The 16,780-nt window shown below is 42.7% G+C and carries 15 protein-coding genes and 1 tRNA gene; 8 read left to right on the top strand and 8 right to left on the bottom strand.

What is annotated here, in order from left to right; genetic code table 11:
• Window positions 1–1,009, top strand: a 1,009-nt coding sequence (locus L4C33_RS04645; RefSeq protein ID WP_428811285.1) for a sensor domain-containing diguanylate cyclase, incomplete at its 5' end; no start/stop codon positions are given.
• 562 nt (window positions 1,010–1,571) lie between these two features.
• Here L4C33_RS04645 and L4C33_RS04650 read toward each other — a convergent pair.
• Complete coding sequence (locus L4C33_RS04650) at window positions 1,572–2,231, bottom strand: GntR family transcriptional regulator (RefSeq protein WP_428811286.1); 660 nt, start codon at window positions 2,229–2,231, stop codon at window positions 1,572–1,574.
• A 181-nt stretch (window positions 2,232–2,412) separates the two neighbouring features.
• A complete protein-coding gene (pykF, locus tag L4C33_RS04655) occupies window positions 2,413–3,825 on the bottom strand; it encodes a pyruvate kinase PykF (RefSeq protein WP_428811287.1) in 1,413 nt (470 codons plus the stop codon).
• Window positions 3,826–4,253: 428 nt separating this feature from the next.
• On the opposite strand from pykF, the gene L4C33_RS04660 reads away from it, so the two are divergent.
• Window positions 4,254–5,018, top strand: a complete 765-nt coding sequence (locus L4C33_RS04660) for a DeoR/GlpR family DNA-binding transcription regulator (protein WP_428811288.1) — start codon at window positions 4,254–4,256, stop codon at window positions 5,016–5,018.
• Window positions 5,019–5,109: 91 nt separating this feature from the next.
• Window positions 5,110–6,942 (top strand): glutamine--fructose-6-phosphate transaminase (isomerizing), encoded by a 1,833-nt coding sequence (glmS, locus tag L4C33_RS04665; protein WP_428811289.1) that lies wholly within the window; start codon window positions 5,110–5,112, stop codon window positions 6,940–6,942.
• A 353-nt stretch (window positions 6,943–7,295) separates the two neighbouring features.
• Here the strand turns inward: glmS and L4C33_RS04670 are convergent.
• The 5 genes from L4C33_RS04670 to rpsU all read right to left on the bottom strand — a co-directional run bounded on the left by L4C33_RS04670 (window position 7,296) and on the right by rpsU (window position 12,041).
• A tRNA-Ile gene (locus L4C33_RS04670) sits at window positions 7,296–7,371 on the bottom strand.
• Between the two features lie 172 nt (window positions 7,372–7,543).
• Entirely contained in the window at window positions 7,544–9,394 is a 1,851-nt protein-coding gene (gene rpoD / locus L4C33_RS04675) for an RNA polymerase sigma factor RpoD (protein WP_428811290.1), read from the bottom strand.
• A gap of 97 nt (window positions 9,395–9,491) precedes the next feature.
• Window positions 9,492–11,243, bottom strand: coding sequence for a DNA primase (gene dnaG / locus L4C33_RS04680; protein ID WP_428811291.1), 1,752 nt, complete (start codon window positions 11,241–11,243; stop codon window positions 9,492–9,494).
• A 113-nt stretch (window positions 11,244–11,356) separates the two neighbouring features.
• Complete coding sequence (locus L4C33_RS04685; RefSeq protein ID WP_428811292.1) at window positions 11,357–11,800, bottom strand: GatB/YqeY domain-containing protein; 444 nt, start codon at window positions 11,798–11,800, stop codon at window positions 11,357–11,359.
• Window positions 11,801–11,825: 25 nt separating this feature from the next.
• Window positions 11,826–12,041, bottom strand: coding sequence for a 30S ribosomal protein S21 (gene rpsU / locus L4C33_RS04690; protein WP_004396009.1), 216 nt, complete (start codon window positions 12,039–12,041; stop codon window positions 11,826–11,828).
• Window positions 12,042–12,298: 257 nt separating this feature from the next.
• Between rpsU and tsaD the strand changes: the two genes are divergently transcribed.
• Together tsaD and L4C33_RS04700 are read left to right on the top strand one after the other, a co-directional pair.
• Complete coding sequence (tsaD, locus tag L4C33_RS04695; RefSeq protein WP_428811293.1) at window positions 12,299–13,318, top strand: tRNA (adenosine(37)-N6)-threonylcarbamoyltransferase complex transferase subunit TsaD; 1,020 nt, start codon at window positions 12,299–12,301, stop codon at window positions 13,316–13,318.
• An 89-nt stretch (window positions 13,319–13,407) separates the two neighbouring features.
• The gene (locus tag L4C33_RS04700) at window positions 13,408–14,223 is read left to right on the top strand and encodes an alpha/beta fold hydrolase (protein WP_428811294.1); all 816 of its coding nucleotides are present in this window, start codon (window positions 13,408–13,410) and stop codon (window positions 14,221–14,223) included.
• Between the two features lie 97 nt (window positions 14,224–14,320).
• Here L4C33_RS04700 and plsY read toward each other — a convergent pair whose 3' ends face one another.
• Complete coding sequence (gene plsY, locus L4C33_RS04705; protein ID WP_428811295.1) at window positions 14,321–14,917, bottom strand: glycerol-3-phosphate 1-O-acyltransferase PlsY; 597 nt, start codon at window positions 14,915–14,917, stop codon at window positions 14,321–14,323.
• Between the two features lie 141 nt (window positions 14,918–15,058).
• Here plsY and folB point away from each other — a divergent pair, with 141 nt between their 5' ends.
• The 3 genes from folB to L4C33_RS04720 are packed head-to-tail and all read left to right on the top strand — an operon-like array spanning window position 15,059 to window position 16,715.
• Window positions 15,059–15,418 carry a dihydroneopterin aldolase gene (gene folB, locus L4C33_RS04710; RefSeq protein WP_428811296.1) on the top strand — a complete coding sequence of 120 codons (360 nt, stop codon included), beginning with the start codon at window positions 15,059–15,061 and terminating at the stop codon, window positions 15,416–15,418.
• Window positions 15,415–15,897 carry a 2-amino-4-hydroxy-6-hydroxymethyldihydropteridine diphosphokinase gene (folK, locus tag L4C33_RS04715; protein ID WP_428811297.1) on the top strand — a complete coding sequence of 161 codons (483 nt, stop codon included), beginning with the start codon at window positions 15,415–15,417 and terminating at the stop codon, window positions 15,895–15,897. Before folB ends, folK begins: the two co-directional genes overlap by 4 nt.
• Before the next feature lie 14 nt (window positions 15,898–15,911).
• Window positions 15,912–16,715 (top strand): undecaprenyl-diphosphate phosphatase, encoded by an 804-nt coding sequence (locus L4C33_RS04720; protein ID WP_428811298.1) that lies wholly within the window; start codon window positions 15,912–15,914, stop codon window positions 16,713–16,715.
• Window positions 16,716–16,780: the final 65 nt, after the last annotated feature.

The following is a 16,780-nucleotide window of genomic DNA, read 5'->3' on the forward strand; positions in this document are numbered from 1 at the left end:
GAATAATAAACAGTTACTCTTACGAGCTGAACGTGATTTGAATGACCTCGGGCAAGAGGCGCTCATAGTTTCTTTTATCGTACTAATATTTGCCTTGCCGTCTGCGTTGTTGGTGATTCATTACCGCCGAAGAAGTATGGAGAGCAAACTGGCACGCGCAGCCTTGAATGGTATGTCAGCGGTCGTGATTTCAGATAAAGCACACCGCACTATCATGATAAACAACAAATTCGAAAGTATGACAGGCTATAGCATTAAACAAGTCGAGGGCAAAAACTCACTAAAAATGCTGTTTAATGATAAAGACGAATTGAACTCGATGATGAGCATTTGGTCTCATCTTGCTGGCGAAGATGTTTGGGAAGGTGAGGTTGCCTGTAAAACCAAGTTAGGTATGCCTTTGACCGTGCTTATGAGAATTCATGCAATGAAGAACTCTGTCGGTAAAGTGAGTTATTACATTAGCTCTATTGTGGATATAACCGAGCGTAAAGAGCTCGAAAATCAATTGCGTCACCTTAGTGAGCGCGATCCGCTAACCCAACTTTGGAACCGTAGAAAGTTCGAAGAGCAATTGGAAAATTATACTCAAATTCAGCAGCGTTACCCGAATAGCCATGATACGTGTCTTGCGCTCATTGATATTGACCATTTTAAACGAATTAATGATGAGCTAGGACATGATGAAGGTGACCGAGTCATTAAAGCGGTTGCTCAAGCTTTAGAGCACTCTTTAAGATCTACGGATATGGTTTCGAGAGTTGGCGGTGAAGAGTTCGCGATATTAATGCCACATACGCCTTTGAGTGAGGCCGAAATCGTACTCAATCGTCTTAGAACTTTTATTGGTACCTCAAAAGGAACGCCTGTGACTATTAGTGTCGGCGTGACCGATCTTTCAGACAATAGTACTCGCTCATATAAATGTGCGGATATTGCTCTTTATGAGTCGAAATCTTCTGGGCGTGATAAAGTTTCTTTATGCTCAAGTAATGACGATATTGCTTAGGTTCTAATTCTCATTTAATCAGATAATTAGTGAATTATTGCTCTGATTTTAAGTTCAGAACTGATTGTCACACTTCCTACAAGGTTAGACTAAAGTCTAATGCGCCTTTTAAATTGAACTACACTCAAAATAGATCGTCGGTTGAGCTATTTTCTGCTGTATGAGTGCAACTGATGATAGATATTGTTAGGAACTGTATAGCTCGCGCTTAAATAACTCGTCAAACAATGCCACTGTTTTATTGTCAGTTACGTAAAGGGTTTACCTAAACCCACAGCTGCTTTGCATAGAAAGTTAGCGGACGGAAAGCTATGCAGTCTCATGGGTGAGGCGCTTATGTTCGTAGGTTTTTTAGTAAGAATAACGATTGGCTGCTTAGCCATACTTGGCTTTCAGCTAAGTGCGATTTATTTCTTGTTATTGGTCGTGCTATTGAATACACACCACAAAGAATTTTTCGGCTGGTAGTGAACGTACAGGTTCTGAAAGGCAGTGTCAGAAATAAAAAAACGGAGCAATGAGCTCCGTTTTTTTGTATTTTTCAGCTTCAATAACTCGCTTGTTATGCAGCTTCAATCACTTCTTCAATGCGCTTCATTGAACCAAGTAAATGTTGGTCAAGCAATTCAGCTGCTTGTTCAGGGTTCTTTGCTAGAACAAGTTTCATGATCATTTCATGTTCATCTATGTTGAATAGGTCATTTGAAATTGAGTCAGACGAAAGAGCAAGGTAGCGGTAGCGCTTCACTTGGTTAATCAAGTCGCTAAAAAACTCAAACATGTTTTTAGATTCTGAACCTTCAAGAAGTGCAACATGGAACTGTTGATGACGTTCTTCCCACTCATTGTAGTCAAACTCGCCAGCAACGTTCTGAGTGCGTGATAGCTTGTGGTATGAAGTTAGAACTTCCAGTTCCCAGCTTTCATCACCAGTGGCAATCGCTTTCTTTAGCAATACAGAAGAAACAACACGCAAGCTTTCATATAGGTCGTTCAGCTCTTCTTTCGAAACAGGAGCAACCCAGCAGCCTTTTTGTGGCTCAAGCTTTACATACTTGCTCCAAGAAAGTTGAACGAGTGCTTCACGAATTGGGGATGCACCAACTTGGTACTTGTCCTTAAGGTCTGCGACTACCAATTTTTGACCTGGACGTAAATCGCCGTTAAGAATGTCTTGGCGAATCATCTTTGATACTTTGTCGGTTAAAGTTGGACTAGACACTGAATATCCTCATGTAACTTAGTTGGTAACAGTTAACTCTAAAATAATGGGTAGAATTAACGGTACGGAATGCTTAATGAGGTGAATAATACAGCGTACTGAATAGGGAGGCAAGTTTTGTTTCATAAAAAAAAGAGGGCCTAAGCCCTCTTTTATAGTTTATGCAAATGTATTCACTTCATTATAGAACGTGAACAGATGCCGTGTTAGTTGTGCCTGAAGCTACTAGAGCACCAGATACCATAACTACGATGTCGCCTTTCTTACCAAAATCAGCGTTAAGAACGTATTCTTTACCGTTTTTGTAGAACTCATCAGTGCTGTCGATTGAATCAACAAGAACTGGACGAACACCTTTAGTAAGAACTAGCTGTGCAGCAGTCTTAGGGTTTGTCGTTAGAGCAACGATGTTTGCAGTTGGGAAGTACTTACGTACAGAGCGAGCTGATTTGCCGCCTTCAGTTGCAACAATGATAAGTGGAGCAGCTAGCTTCTCAGCTGTGTCTACTGCACCTTTACATACTGCTTCAGTAATACGTAGGCGTGGGCTGTCTAGGCGAGAACCTAGTTCAGCTTTAAGTGCGCTGTCAGTACGGTTAGCGATTTGAGCCATGATAGTCACAGCTTCAACTGGGTACTTACCTTTAGCTGTTTCGCCAGAAAGCATTACAGCATCAGTACCATCCATGATTGCGTTTGCAACGTCACCCGCTTCTGCACGAGTTGGACGTGGGTTGCTGATCATAGAATCAAGCATTTGAGTTGCTGTGATAACTGTCTTACGTGCACGGTTACACTTCTCGATCATCATCTTCTGAGCAAAGATTACTTCTTCAGCTGGGATCTCAACACCTAGATCGCCACGAGCAACCATGATGCCGTCAGAAAGCTCAAGAATTTCGTCGAAGTTATCAACGCCTTCTTGGTTTTCGATTTTAGAAATGATGTGAATGTCGTTGCCGCCGTTAGCGTTAAGGATTTCACGGATTTCTTTTACGTCTGCGCCTTTACGGATGAAAGATGCAGCTACGAAATCAACGCCTTGCTCACAACCAAACTTAAGGTCAGCTTTATCTTTTTCTGAAAGAGCTGGAAGTTGAACTGAAACGCCAGGAAGGTTAACACCTTTGTTTTCGCCTAGAGCACCGTTGTTAAGAACTTTACACTTAACTTCAGTTTCAGTAGTTGAGATAACTTCCATTTCAATTAGGCCGTCATCTACTAGGATTGTGTTACCAGCAGAAAGGTCTTTAGCGAAGCCAGCGTAAGTTACTGCTACAACGTCTTTGTTACCTACAACTGCGATATCAGTTGTGAAAGTGAACTCTTGACCAGCAACTAGATCTACGTCGTTACCGCCTTCAAGCTTGATAGTACGGATCTCAGGACCTTTAGTATCAAGTAGGATAGCTAGTTGCTTACCTGCATTTTCCATTACTTTACGGAAGTTCGCGATACGAGTGCCGTGCTCTGCGAAGTCACCGTGAGAGAAGTTCAGGCGCATTACGTTCATGCCTGCGTTCACAAGTTCAGTTAGTTTCTCTACAGATTCAGTTTTAGGGCCAATCGTACATACGATTTTGGTCTTTTTCATGGAAGATACTCTCCGGTAAGTATTGTTACAATTTGAAATTTGTCTGTGTACTGAAGGGGCTACGTTTATCGAGCAACATTTTGTGCCTGTTGTTCAAGATAACGTTACTTCGTTTCTCTTCAGAGTTGTAATTCGCTCATCAAGTTTAGTCATTTTATGACCAACTCAATTTCAATTAACGTCAGTTTTTTGTGACTTACTCCACCATATCAGGTGAAAGTGACCAAAAAATAACGGGTAATTTCGTAATTTTTTTTCTTTTCGGGTGCGGATTCTACCACCTAATGACTTCAATATCACTGCTTAACAATTGTCTTAGGACAAGGTTTTGGTGCTAATTATTAATTTTTTAGATCGAAATAAATGGACGCTATAGTTTCATCTTGATTATAATAACTTTCAAATCGAAACCTTATGGTCTTTAATTAATGTCGAAACGAAACACGCAACTAAGAAGGCACTCAATATCTGTTCTCGTAAATGAAAAAGGCGAGGTAAGTGTTGAAGAGTTATCCGTAAAGTTTGAAACCTCTGAGGTCACGATTAGAAAGGATCTTGCTTCGTTAGAGAAAAATGGTCAACTTTTGCGCCGCTATGGTGGAGCAATTGCGCTACCTAAAGAAGTTGTTAGTGATGAGTTGAGTTATAAGGTTTCGAATCGAAAGGTATCACTAGCTACAGCTGCCGCTTCACTAATCCGCGACCATAATCGCATTGTTATTGATAGCGGAAGTACAACTGGAGCCTTAATTCGACAACTTAATCATAAGAATGGCTTGGTTGTTATGACGAATTCACTGCATGTAGCTAACGCGCTTAACGAGCTTGAAAGTGAACCGACATTATTAATGACAGGCGGCACTTGGGACACGCATTCAGAATCATTCCAAGGTCAAGTTGCTGAGTCGGTGTTACGTGCTTACGATTTTGATCAGTTGTTTATCGGTGCTGACGGTATTGATTTAGAGCGTGGGACAACAACATTCAATGAATTAGTTGGACTGAGCAAGGTCATGGCAGAAGTCTCGAGAGAAGTCATTGTTATGGTCGAATCAGAAAAAATTGGTCGTAGAATTCCAAACTTAGAATTGGGCTGGAAAGATATAGATGTCTTGATCACTGACGGTGACTTAGACCAAGAAACAATATCAATCATAGAATCACACGATGTACGAGTGATCATTAATCAATAGATATGAAATAAGAATCCTATACTTAACTTGACGTTGAAATGGCTTTGCTTGCAGCCAGTAGGAATTTAAAAATTATAATAGGGGTAAAAACATGTGTGGAATTGTTGGTGCAGTAGCACAGCGTGATGTAGCAGAAATTTTAGTAGAAGGTTTACGTCGACTTGAGTATCGCGGTTATGACTCTGCGGGCGTTGCCATTGTTGATTCTGATAAAAACCTAACGCGAGTAAGACGCCTGGGTAAAGTAAACGAATTGGCTGAAGCGGTTGAACAGGAACAGGTTATCGGCGGTACTGGTATCGCTCACACTCGTTGGGCTACACATGGTGAACCCTCAGAAGCTAATGCTCACCCACATATGTCTGGTGATATTGCGGTTGTGCATAATGGCATTATCGAAAACCATGAATCGCTACGTTCTTTACTACAAGAACGTGGGTACACATTCACTTCTCAAACTGATACTGAAGTGATCGCTCATTTAGTTGAGTGGGAATTACGTACATCTTCTTCGCTGGTTGAAGCACTGCAAAAGACGGCAAAACAGCTTGATGGTGCTTATGGTACGGTCGTTGTTGATCGTAAAGATCCTAGTCGCGTTGTTGTTGCGCGTTCAGGCAGCCCAATTGTGATTGGTTTTGGTGTTGGTGAAAACTTCCTAGCTTCTGACCAGTTGGCGCTACTTAGCGTAACTCGCCGTTTCATGTACCTAGAAGAGGGTGATGTCGCTGAAGTGACACGCCGTGAAGTTTCTGTTTTTGATGTACGAGGCGAGCGTGTTGAGCGTGAAGTTGTTGAATCGAATGCTGAACATGATGCTGGTGATAAAGGTGAATACCGTCACTTTATGCAAAAAGAGATTTTTGAGCAGCCAACAGCGTTGATCAACACAATGGAAGGTCGAATCTCTGATACTTCTGTGATCACTAATGCTATTGGTGTTAATGCAGAAGATATTTTGAAAAAAGTCGAACATGTTCAAATCATCGCATGTGGTACATCTTACAATTCAGGTATGGCTGCGCGCTACTGGTTCGAATCGCTGGCTGGTGTAAGTTGTGATGTCGAAATTGCTTCTGAATTCCGCTACCGCGATTTTGTAGTACGCCCTAATAGCTTATTGGTTACTTTATCTCAGTCAGGTGAAACCGCGGATACGCTTGCAGCACTTCGCTTAGCAAAAGAAAAAGGTTACATGTCTGCTATGACAATTTGTAACGTCGCTGGTTCTTCTCTTGTTCGTGAGTCCGATTTTGCCTTTATGACTCGTGCTGGTACTGAAATCGGTGTTGCATCAACTAAAGCGTTCACTACTCAACTAGCCGCTATGTTAATGATGGTGACTTCAATTGGCCGCCTTCAAGGGCGTGTAAATGAAGAGAAAGAAGCTGAGATCGTTCAAGCTCTTCATGATCTGCCTGCTGATATCGAGAAAGCCCTAGCATTTGATAAAGAGATAGAAGCACTGGCACCTGACTTTGCTGATAAACACCACACACTATTTTTAGGACGTGGTGAGTTTTACCCTATCGCGATGGAAGCATCTCTTAAGCTTAAAGAGATATCTTACATTCATGCAGAGGCATACGCCGCTGGTGAGCTTAAGCATGGTCCATTGGCACTGATTGATGCGGATATGCCAGTTGTCGTTATTGCCCCAAGTAACGAGCTACTTGAGAAATTGAAATCTAATGTCGAAGAAGTGCGTGCTCGTGGTGGTCTACTGTATGTATTCGCTGATGAAGACGCTGGCTTTGAAAGTGATGAAAACATGAAGATCATTAAGATGCCTCACGTAAGCGAAGTGACAGCATCAATTTACTACACAGTACCAATGCAGCTGCTTTCGTACCATGTTGCCTTAATCAAAGGGACTGATGTAGATCAACCTCGTAATTTAGCAAAAGCCGTAACGGTAGAGTAAGCCAGGAATGTAATTAAGCAGGTGATGTGATTCCGATAAGGCTATTGGAGTTAGTGAATAATGTAATATTGCTTTTATTCATAAAGCTAAATAATTTATCGCTCACAAGTTATACAAATTTTAAATCAAACATTGTATGAAACTGCTAACTTTAGAAGTGCGGGTAATCAACTAATTATAAAGTCGATACCACCTTTGTTTTGCTGACTGGAATAGACGGGAGCCTTGTGCTCCCGTTGTTTTATCTGCTGTAAGGTAATGTAGGAATTGGCTGTTGATTGTACCAACTTAGATACTTAGCTTTTAGAAAGCAAAAAGCCAGAGCAGTATTAACTGTTCTGGCTTTTTTAATTTGGTGGCCCCTCCCAGATTTGAACTGGGGACCGAACGATTATGAGTCGTGCGCTCTAACCACTGAGCTAAGGGGCCGATAGGGGATAGATTATAGGGGATGCTGTTACTGGTGTCTAGCGCCTATCTAGGGCTTTTACGGGTGATTGTGCTCAGTTCTTAGCCACTTAAATCAAGTAGATACAAAAAAGGTGAGCCATAGCTCACCTTTTCTATTTTATGCTTAAAAGCTAATCACAAATACGTGTGATTACTCGTCTAGGAAGCTGCGCAGAGTTTCTGAGCGACTTGGGTGACGAAGTTTACGTAGTGCTTTAGCTTCGATCTGACGGATACGCTCACGAGTAACGTCAAACTGCTTACCAACTTCTTCTAGAGTGTGGTCAGTGTTCATGTCGATACCAAAACGCATACGCAGTACTTTAGCTTCACGAGGAGTTAAGCCAGCAAGAACGTCTTTAGTTGCCCCGCGTAGGCTTGTTGCCGTTGCAGAGTCTAAAGGCAGTTCTAGAGTCGTATCCTCGATGAAATCACCTAGGTGCGAATCTTCGTCGTCACCGATTGGTGTCTCCATTGAGATTGGCTCTTTAGCGATTTTCAGCACTTTACGGATCTTGTCTTCAGGCATTTGCATGCGCTCAGCCAGTTCTTCCGGAAGTGGTTCACGACCCATCTCTTGTAGCATTTGACGAGAGATACGGTTTAGTTTGTTGATCGTTTCGATCATGTGAACCGGAATACGGATAGTACGAGCTTGGTCGGCAATCGAACGAGTGATTGCTTGACGGATCCACCAAGTAGCGTAAGTAGAGAATTTGTAACCACGACGGTATTCAAACTTATCTACAGCTTTCATCAGACCGATGTTACCTTCTTGGATTAGATCCAGGAATTGTAGACCACGGTTTGTGTACTTCTTAGCAATCGAGATTACTAGACGTAAGTTCGCTTCAACCATCTCTTTCTTCGCACGACGAGCTTTCGCTTCACCGATAGACATACGACGGCTGATATCTTTGATGCTTTGAACCGTAAGTGACGTTTCGCGCTCAATGATGTCTAGTTTTTGAATTGAACGACGAATGTCGTGTTCATTTCGTTTGATTTTTTCTGCGTATGGTTTGTCTGAAGCTAGAACTTCATCTAACCATGCTTCGCTAGATTCGTTGCCTGTGAATAGGGCGATGAAAGATTTCTTCGGCATTTTGCCGTACTCAACAGTTTGGCGCATGATTAGGCGCTCTTGAGTACGTACACGATCCATAGAAGTACGAAGTTCGTTTACTAGGTGATCAAACTGCTTTGGTGTAAGACGGAATTCTTTGAATACGTCTTGCATCATTGTTGTTGCAATAACGGCTTTCGGGCTTTCTGGGCCGTACTCGTTGATCGCTAGTTGACGATTTTGGTAGCTGTTACGAAGTGCAGTGAACTTCTCAAGAGCAAGCTCAGGATCAATACCTGTGTCTTCTTCTTCCTCGTCTTCTTCGTCTTCTTTTTCTGCGTTTTCTTTGTCTTCGTCTTCCAAATCAGTTTCAGCAAGTTCTGAACCGATGTGAGTCGCCGTTGGCGCAGCTGTGCCATCGTCGTCTGGGTCAACAAAGCCATTGATAAGGTCTGTTAAACGAATTTCTTCTGCTTGAACACGGTCAAACTGTTCCAAGATGTATGGAATTGTACCCGGGTATTCAGCAACAGATAATTGAACCGTATTGATACCATCTTCAATACGTTTCGCAATGTCGATTTCGCCTTCACGAGTCAGTAGCTCAACTGTACCCATCTCACGCATGTACATGCGAACTGGGTCAGTAGTACGGCCGATCTCGCTTTCTACGCTTGAAAGCGCAGCAGCAGCAGCTTCAGCTGCATCTTCATCTATATTGGCATCGTCATCGTTCAATGCAAGATCATCAGCATCTGGTGCAGTTTCTACTACTTTGATACCCATGTCGTTGATCATTTGAATGATGTCTTCTACCTGTTCAGAATCCACGATTTCTGCAGGTAGGTGGTCGTTTACTTCGGCGTAGGTCAGATAGCCTTGTTCCTTGCCTTTAATAACAAGTAATTTTAGCTGTGACTGCGGATTTTGATCCATAGATGATATCCAACTTCAGGTCTGGTGAAGGACGTTGCACTATTAATGCAAACCATAAATTCTAACAAATTAACTTATTGCAGGCTAAAGAACAGGGTTACGCTTTTAAATCTAGCATTAAGGCTAGCAGCTCCCTTTTTTCGTCGGCTGATAAGCCGATACTTCTTGCTTTAGCTTGCAGGTTTTCAATTTGTTTTTCTACGCATTGGGCAAGGATATTGTCCAATGAGTCTAAAAATATATCTTCTTGATTGTCTTCATCAAGGGGGATTTCCCAACTCGCGAGACGAGACAGAAGTGCCTCATTTTTGCTATTTCGCCAATGCTCTAATAATTGGCCTGTGTTGATATGGGGATGCTCCCGGCATTTTTCAAGGACCTCAACTAATAAACTTAGTCCAGGAAGAGTGAGTTCTCTCACACTTGAAATATCCGGTACCATATCAGCATAGCTTGGATTTTGGATAAGCAAAGCAATAACTTCACGCATCGGTGTGCGCTTAAGCTCTTTATGTGGCTGAGGTTGCGAGTTATTTGTATGAACTCTTGCTCGCCTTAATTGATTATCAAATCCGGTTCTTTCATCCAACAACTTTTCGAGCAATTCTTGAAAATAGCTGTCTGGAATTTTATTTATCATGCTGCTTGCATGAGCACGCAATGCAGACTTACCTTCGTTAGTACCCAAGTTTAGCTGATGTAGTTCAATGAGGTTTTCAAACAAGTAAGTTGATAACGGGGTCGCATTTTGTACTAGTCGCTCAAAAGCATCTTTTCCGTTTTCACGGATATAGCTATCTGGGTCTTCGCCATCAGGTAAGAACAAGAACTTTAACGTGTTACCTGTTTTTAAATACTCTAATGAGTTTTCTAATGCTCGCCAAGCGGCTTCTTTACCAGCTCGGTCACCATCGTAACAACATACAACAGTGTTGGTTTGGCGAAACAGCAGTTGAACGTGATCGCCTGTTGTAGACGTACCTAGTGAAGCCACTGAATAATCGACGCCATATTGCGCTAGGGCAACCACATCCATGTAACCTTCAACCACTAATATTTGTGGTGGTTCACGGTACGCTTGCATTACCTCATAAAGGCCGTATAGCTCTTTACCTTTATGGAATATTGGTGTTTCAGGTGAGTTTAGGTATTTAGGTGTACCTTCACCTAATAYTCGCCCGCCAAAACCAATAACGCGGCCACGWCGATCGCGAATCGGGAACATGACTCGACCGCGAAAGCGATCATAGCGATTGCCTTTGTCGTTCTCTATCAGCATACCGCCAGTGACGAGCATGTCTTGGGCTTCTTTCTGTTGGCCAAAGTTCTTGCGAACTAAATCCCATTCATCGGCCACAAAGCCGATACCAAACTTTTGAACGACTTCACCTGATAAACCACGGTTTTTAAGGTATTCAATTGCTGGCTTATTGGCTGACAGTTTTAGCTGAGAGCGGTAAAACTGACTGATGCCGCCCATAAGGTCGTAAAGGTTGCGCTTTTGTTCTGTGTTGGCTCTTGGAGCTGTTGATATCTCACCGCTGCGTTGTTCGCGAGGAACATCTAAGCCAAGAAAAGAGGCCAGCTCTTCAATTGCTTCCACAAACTCTAAACGTTCGAACTCCATCATGAAGTCGATGGCATTACCATGAACGCCACAGCCAAAGCAGTGATAAAACTGCTTTTCTTGACTCACACTGAAAGAGGGCGTTTTTTCGTTGTGGAAAGGGCAACAAGCGCCGTAGTTTTTGCCTTTTTTCTTAAGTTTCACACGTGCGTCAACGATGTCGACAATGTCAAGACGCGCTAGGAGATCATCAATGAAACTACGAGGGATGTGTCCGGCCATAAAACCTTAAGAAAAATGCACTAACTGGTGGTGATAATAAAATGGATAAGCTGCAGATACAAACAAGCCGTGCGTTCCAAAGGATTGCACGGCTTGTAGCAACTTTTATGGGGTTAAGCGAGTTTAGAACGAACTAAACCACTAACTTTACCCATATCTGCACGCCCTTGAATTTGTGGTTTCAAGATAGCCATTACTTTACCCATGTCTTGCATGCCCGCTGGTTGAGCTTCTGCAATTGCGCTATCAAGTAGAGCAACAACTTCTTCATCAGTTAGCGGTTGAGGCATAAAGCCTTCAAGTACAGTAATTTCTGTCTTTTCCACATCTGCTAGATCTTGACGATTAGCAGCTTCATATTGAGCAACAGAATCGCGACGTTGTTTAACCATTTTTACCAGCACAGCAAGAATGTCGTCATCGTTAAGAGTGATCTTCTCGTCGACTTCACGTTGCTTGATTGCTGAAAGGGCTAAACGAATAGTGCCAAGGCGCGGTTTGTCCTTGGCTTTCATCGCTAATTTTTGCTCTTCTTTGAGTTGTTCAATCAGAGCCATAACTCAGTCCTTATGGATTAAGTTATTAGTACAGGCGAACGCGACGTGCGTTTTCGCGAGCTAGCTTCTTAGCGTGACGCTTTTGAGCTGCTGCTTTAGCGCGTTTGCGAACTGTAGTTGGCTTTTCGTAATGCTCACGACGACGCACTTCAGAAAGGATACCTGCTTTTTCACAAGAGCGCTTGAAACGACGTAGTGCAACGTCGAACGGTTCGTTTTCACGTACTTTAACTATTGGCATATGCCTTTCACCTCAGGGGTTATTCATTATCGCTGATTACTGATGACCAAATCAGAAAAGTTACCTAATAAGATAACTCTCGTTTAAGTTTGGTCTCTAACCAGCTTGATCAAAAATGGTGCGGAATTTTAATCCGATCACAGTGGCTTTGTAAAGCACTTTGTCGATTATAGTCTGTACAATATTTGTTTGAGAAGCTAAGGCGAGGTAATATTGCGCCAATTTCCCATTTTAAATGAAAGCGTGCCGAGAAAATTATGCGCATTATTGGTATTGAAACTTCTTGTGATGAAACAGGAATCGCGATTTATGATGATGAGAAGGGCTTACTTTCTCATCAGCTTTATAGCCAAGTAAAACTGCACGCCGACTACGGTGGTGTGGTTCCTGAGCTAGCATCGCGTGACCATGTAAAGAAAACTATTCCGTTGATTAAAGCGGCACTGGCTGAAGCTAACTTAACATCAAAAGACATTGATGGTGTGGCTTACACCGCAGGCCCAGGTCTAGTAGGTGCATTGCTTGTTGGTGCAACAATTGGTCGTAGCGTTGCCTACGCGTGGGGAGTACCTGCCGTGCCAGTTCACCATATGGAAGGTCACCTTTTAGCACCAATGCTTGAAGATAACCCACCGCCTTTCCCATTTGTAGCTCTGCTGGTTTCTGGCGGACATACAATGATGGTGGAAGTAAAAGGTATTGGTGAATACAAGATCCTTGGTGAGTCAATTGATGATGCAGCTGGTGAAGCATTTGATAAAACCGCTAAGTTAATGGGACTAGATTATCCTGGTGGTCCATTACTTTCTCGTTTAGCAGAAAAAGGCACACCTGGTCGTTTTAAATTCCCACGCCCAATGACAGACCGCCCTGGTTTAGATATGAGCTTTTCTGGTTTAAAAACGTTTGCTGCGAACACTATTCGTGACAACGACAATGATGACCAAACTCGTGCTGATATCGCATACGCATTCCAAGAGGCGGTTTGTGGCACTCTTGTAATTAAGTGTAAGCGTGCATTGGCACAAACGGGTATGAAGCGTATCGTAATTGCGGGTGGTGTTAGTGCCAACAAACAACTGCGTGTGGAGCTTGAAGCTTTAGCGAAGAAAATTGGTGGTGAGGTTTATTACCCACGTACTGAGTTCTGTACTGATAACGGTGCCATGATCGCTTATGCTGGTATGCAGCGTTTGAAAAATGGTGAAACGGCTGATTTGGCTGTACATGCAACACCGCGTTGGCCGATTGACCAATTAGAGCCAATTGCTGACTAATTAATAGAATATCGATAAACGGTCGCTTGGTTGCGGCCGTTTTTGTATGTCGTCAATGTTTTGCATGTCGAAAGACATTAGGGAAGAAAATGAATAAGTTTACTGTAGATAACCAAACCATGACTTACCTTGACCAAGGTGAAGGCCCTGTACTGGTTTTAGGCCATAGTTACTTGTGGGACAGCAAAATGTGGCTTCCACAAATTGAGCACTTGAGTCAGTCGTATCGCTGTATCGTTCCTGATTTATGGGCTCATGGTCAGTCTGATTTTGCTCCGGCAGCAATGCGTAATTTAAAAGATTATGCAGAGCACATCCTCGCTTTGATGGACCATTTGAATATTGATGAGTTTTCAATCATAGGTTTGTCAGTTGGTGGTATGTGGGGGACTGAAGTGGCTGCACTGGCACCAGGTCGAGTTAAATCATTGGTGTTAATGGATACCTTTGTAGGCCTTGAGCCAGAAGTTGCTCACGTAAAATATTTCGGAATGTTAGATACCATTAACAACGTACAGCATGTCCCACAGCCTATTGTAGAAGCTGTTGTTCCGCTTTTCTTTGCTAATAATGCCGTAGATGAATCTCCTGAGCTAGTTGCTAGCTTTACTCGTCACTTGAACGAGATAAAAGGTGAACAGGCTTCTGAAGTTGCTCGTATTGGACGTATGGTGTTTGGTCGTCGTGACCTGATTGAGACTGTAGAACAGTTTGCATTACCAGTATTAGTGGCTGCTGGCCAAGAAGATAAGCCAAGGCCGGTGCTAGAGTCATACTTGATGCATGATTGTATTACAGGCAGTGAATTAGTGCAGATCCCTAAAGCTGGGCATATTAGTAACTTAGAACAGCCAGAGTTTGTGAACTCTATGCTGAGTCGCTTCTTAGAGAGGGTTTACGGCTAGTTAAACAAGAGAAAAGGTGTGAAAGAAGTTTGTTTTAAGTGATTCTGTTTTTCGTTAGAGCTATGTGTAAGAGCTAGACGTAAGGTCTAAGGAGATTTTAAGCGGACTTCTTTTCACCGATTTTAGGTTCACTACCATCTAATAATCGACGAATATTCTGGTGGTGACGTAAGACAATCAGGCAGCACAGCATAGCGACAGGTAAGGTGTATTGAGGCTTTACCATCCAAGTATAAAACGGGGCTATCAATACTGTAATAATGGCCGCCAGAGATGAATAACGAAACAAAAACGCCACGCAAAGCCAAGTAGCCATTATCATGCCTGTTAGGTCTAATCCAATCGGAGCTATGGCTCCAAGCGCTGTCGCGACTCCTTTCCCACCCTTAAAATGAAAAAACAGCGGGTACATATGTCCTAGGCAAGCTGCTATAGCTATCACACCTAAAATAACTGAGTCTATTCCTAACAAGTAACCTAGCCAGACTGGGATCGTCCCTTTAAGCATGTCACACAACAGAACTGAAGCTGCTGCATATTTTCCGCCAATACGTAATACATTAGTCGCTCCTGGGTTATTTGAACCCACTGAGCGAGGATCTGGCAATTTAGCAATACGGCAGATCAAGACAGCACTAGAGATTGAACCTAATAAATAGGCCACAATAATCATAATTAGTGCTAAAGGGGTCATGTTTGTCCTTAAACGCTTACTAAGCCTTAACGGTGGGAAAATAATGCTCTATCCGAGAGTAATTGATATCATATCCCGAATTTTGAAAATAATACGTTTTTTTCCCCTCTTTGGGTATCCGACCTCTAATAAGGACAAGTCATGGCACTGGATAAAGTTTTCATTGAGCAGCTAGAAGTAATCACAACTATCGGCGTTTACGATTGGGAACAAGAGATTAAGCAAAAGCTTGTTTTGGATATCGAGATGGCGCATGACAATCGCCCAGCAGGAAAAAGTGATGATGTTGTTGATGCTTTGGATTACTCGAAAGTTAGCACTTTAGTTTTAAACCATATTCAGAATGGTCGGTTCTTATTGGTTGAACGTGTTGCAGAAGAAGTTGCAGAACTGATCATGGCAGAGTTCTCGGTACCTTGGATTAAGATCCGTTTAGCGAAACCTGGTGCCGTTCCTCAGGCGAAAGCCGTTGGTGTTGTAATCGAAAGAGGCAACGCATGAACACCGTCTATGTTGGTGTAGGTACCAACATAGAACGTGATAAGCACGCTAGAGCTGCATGGGAAGAGTTACTGACTTGTGGCTCTAACTTAAGATGTTCGAAGATTTATCATTGCGATCCAGTTGGTTTTGATAGCCACCCATTTTATAACTTCGTCGTCGAGTTAGTAACGGATCTGCCATTGACTGAATTTTCACAACGGCTCCGTACAATAGAGTTTAAGTGGGGGCGCTCGGAAAACGCACATAAACTTGAGGATCGTACTTTGGATCTTGATATTGTGCTGTTTGGGAACATTGTCTCGGATAAGAGCCCTGAGCTTCCTCGCAGTGATATTTTTAAGTTTCCTTTTGTAACTCAACCTCTTTATGACCTTTGCCCTGATCTTGTTATCCCACAAGATGGACGCACCGTCAGGGAAATATGGCACAAGATGGAGCGGTTAGAATCGCTCTCGGTCGTTGAATTACAACTATAATTTTAAGGTAAGTAATGAGTTATTTTGAAGCGTTTATCTTGGCGTTAGTGCAAGGGTTTACTGAGTTTTTGCCTATCTCAAGTTCAGCACACTTGATCCTGCCTTCTGCTGTTCTTGGATGGGAAGACCAGGGCTTAGCTTTCGACGTAGCGGTACACGTAGGTACTTTGGCCGCGGTCATTATTTATTTCAGGCAAGAAGTTGTTTCGTTGTTGAGCGCTTTCTTTGGCTCTATTTTTAAGGGCGAGCGAAGTAAAGAAGCGAAACTAGCTTGGATGATCATCCTTGCTACGATCCCTGCCTGTGTATTTGGCTTGCTGATGAAAGATTTCATCGAACTGTACTTACGAAGTGCGTGGGTTATTGCAACCACCACCATTATTTTTGGTTTGTTATTGTGGTGGGTTGATAAGAACTCAGCATTAAAAGACGACGAATACCAAACTGGGTGGAAAAAAGCCTTATTTATTGGTGTTGCGCAAGCAATGGCAATGATCCCTGGTACTTCTCGTTCAGGTGCCACGATCACTGCAGCGCTGTATTTAGGTTTTACTCGTGAAGCTGCCGCTCGTTTCTCATTCTTAATGTCGATTCCCATTATAGCTTTAGCAGGTGGTTACCTTGGATTGAAGTTGGTGACCAGCGGCGATCCTATTCATGTTGGTGTGTTGCTGACAGGTGTGGTGACTTCGTTTATTAGTGCTTACATTTGTATTTATTTCTTCTTGAAGCTAATTTCTCGAATGGGTATGACGCCATTTGTGATCTATCGCTTGATCCTCGGGTTCGGTTTGTTTGCCTTTCTTTTAATGCAGTAGCACCTGAGAAGCAGATAAATTGGCTGATGATAGTCAGACATTAGAAACGAAAAGCCCGTTTGGTT

Source organism: Vibrio makurazakiensis (assembly GCF_050337375.1).
In the GTDB taxonomy this organism is placed as follows: Bacteria; Pseudomonadota; Gammaproteobacteria; order Enterobacterales; family Vibrionaceae; genus Vibrio; species Vibrio makurazakiensis.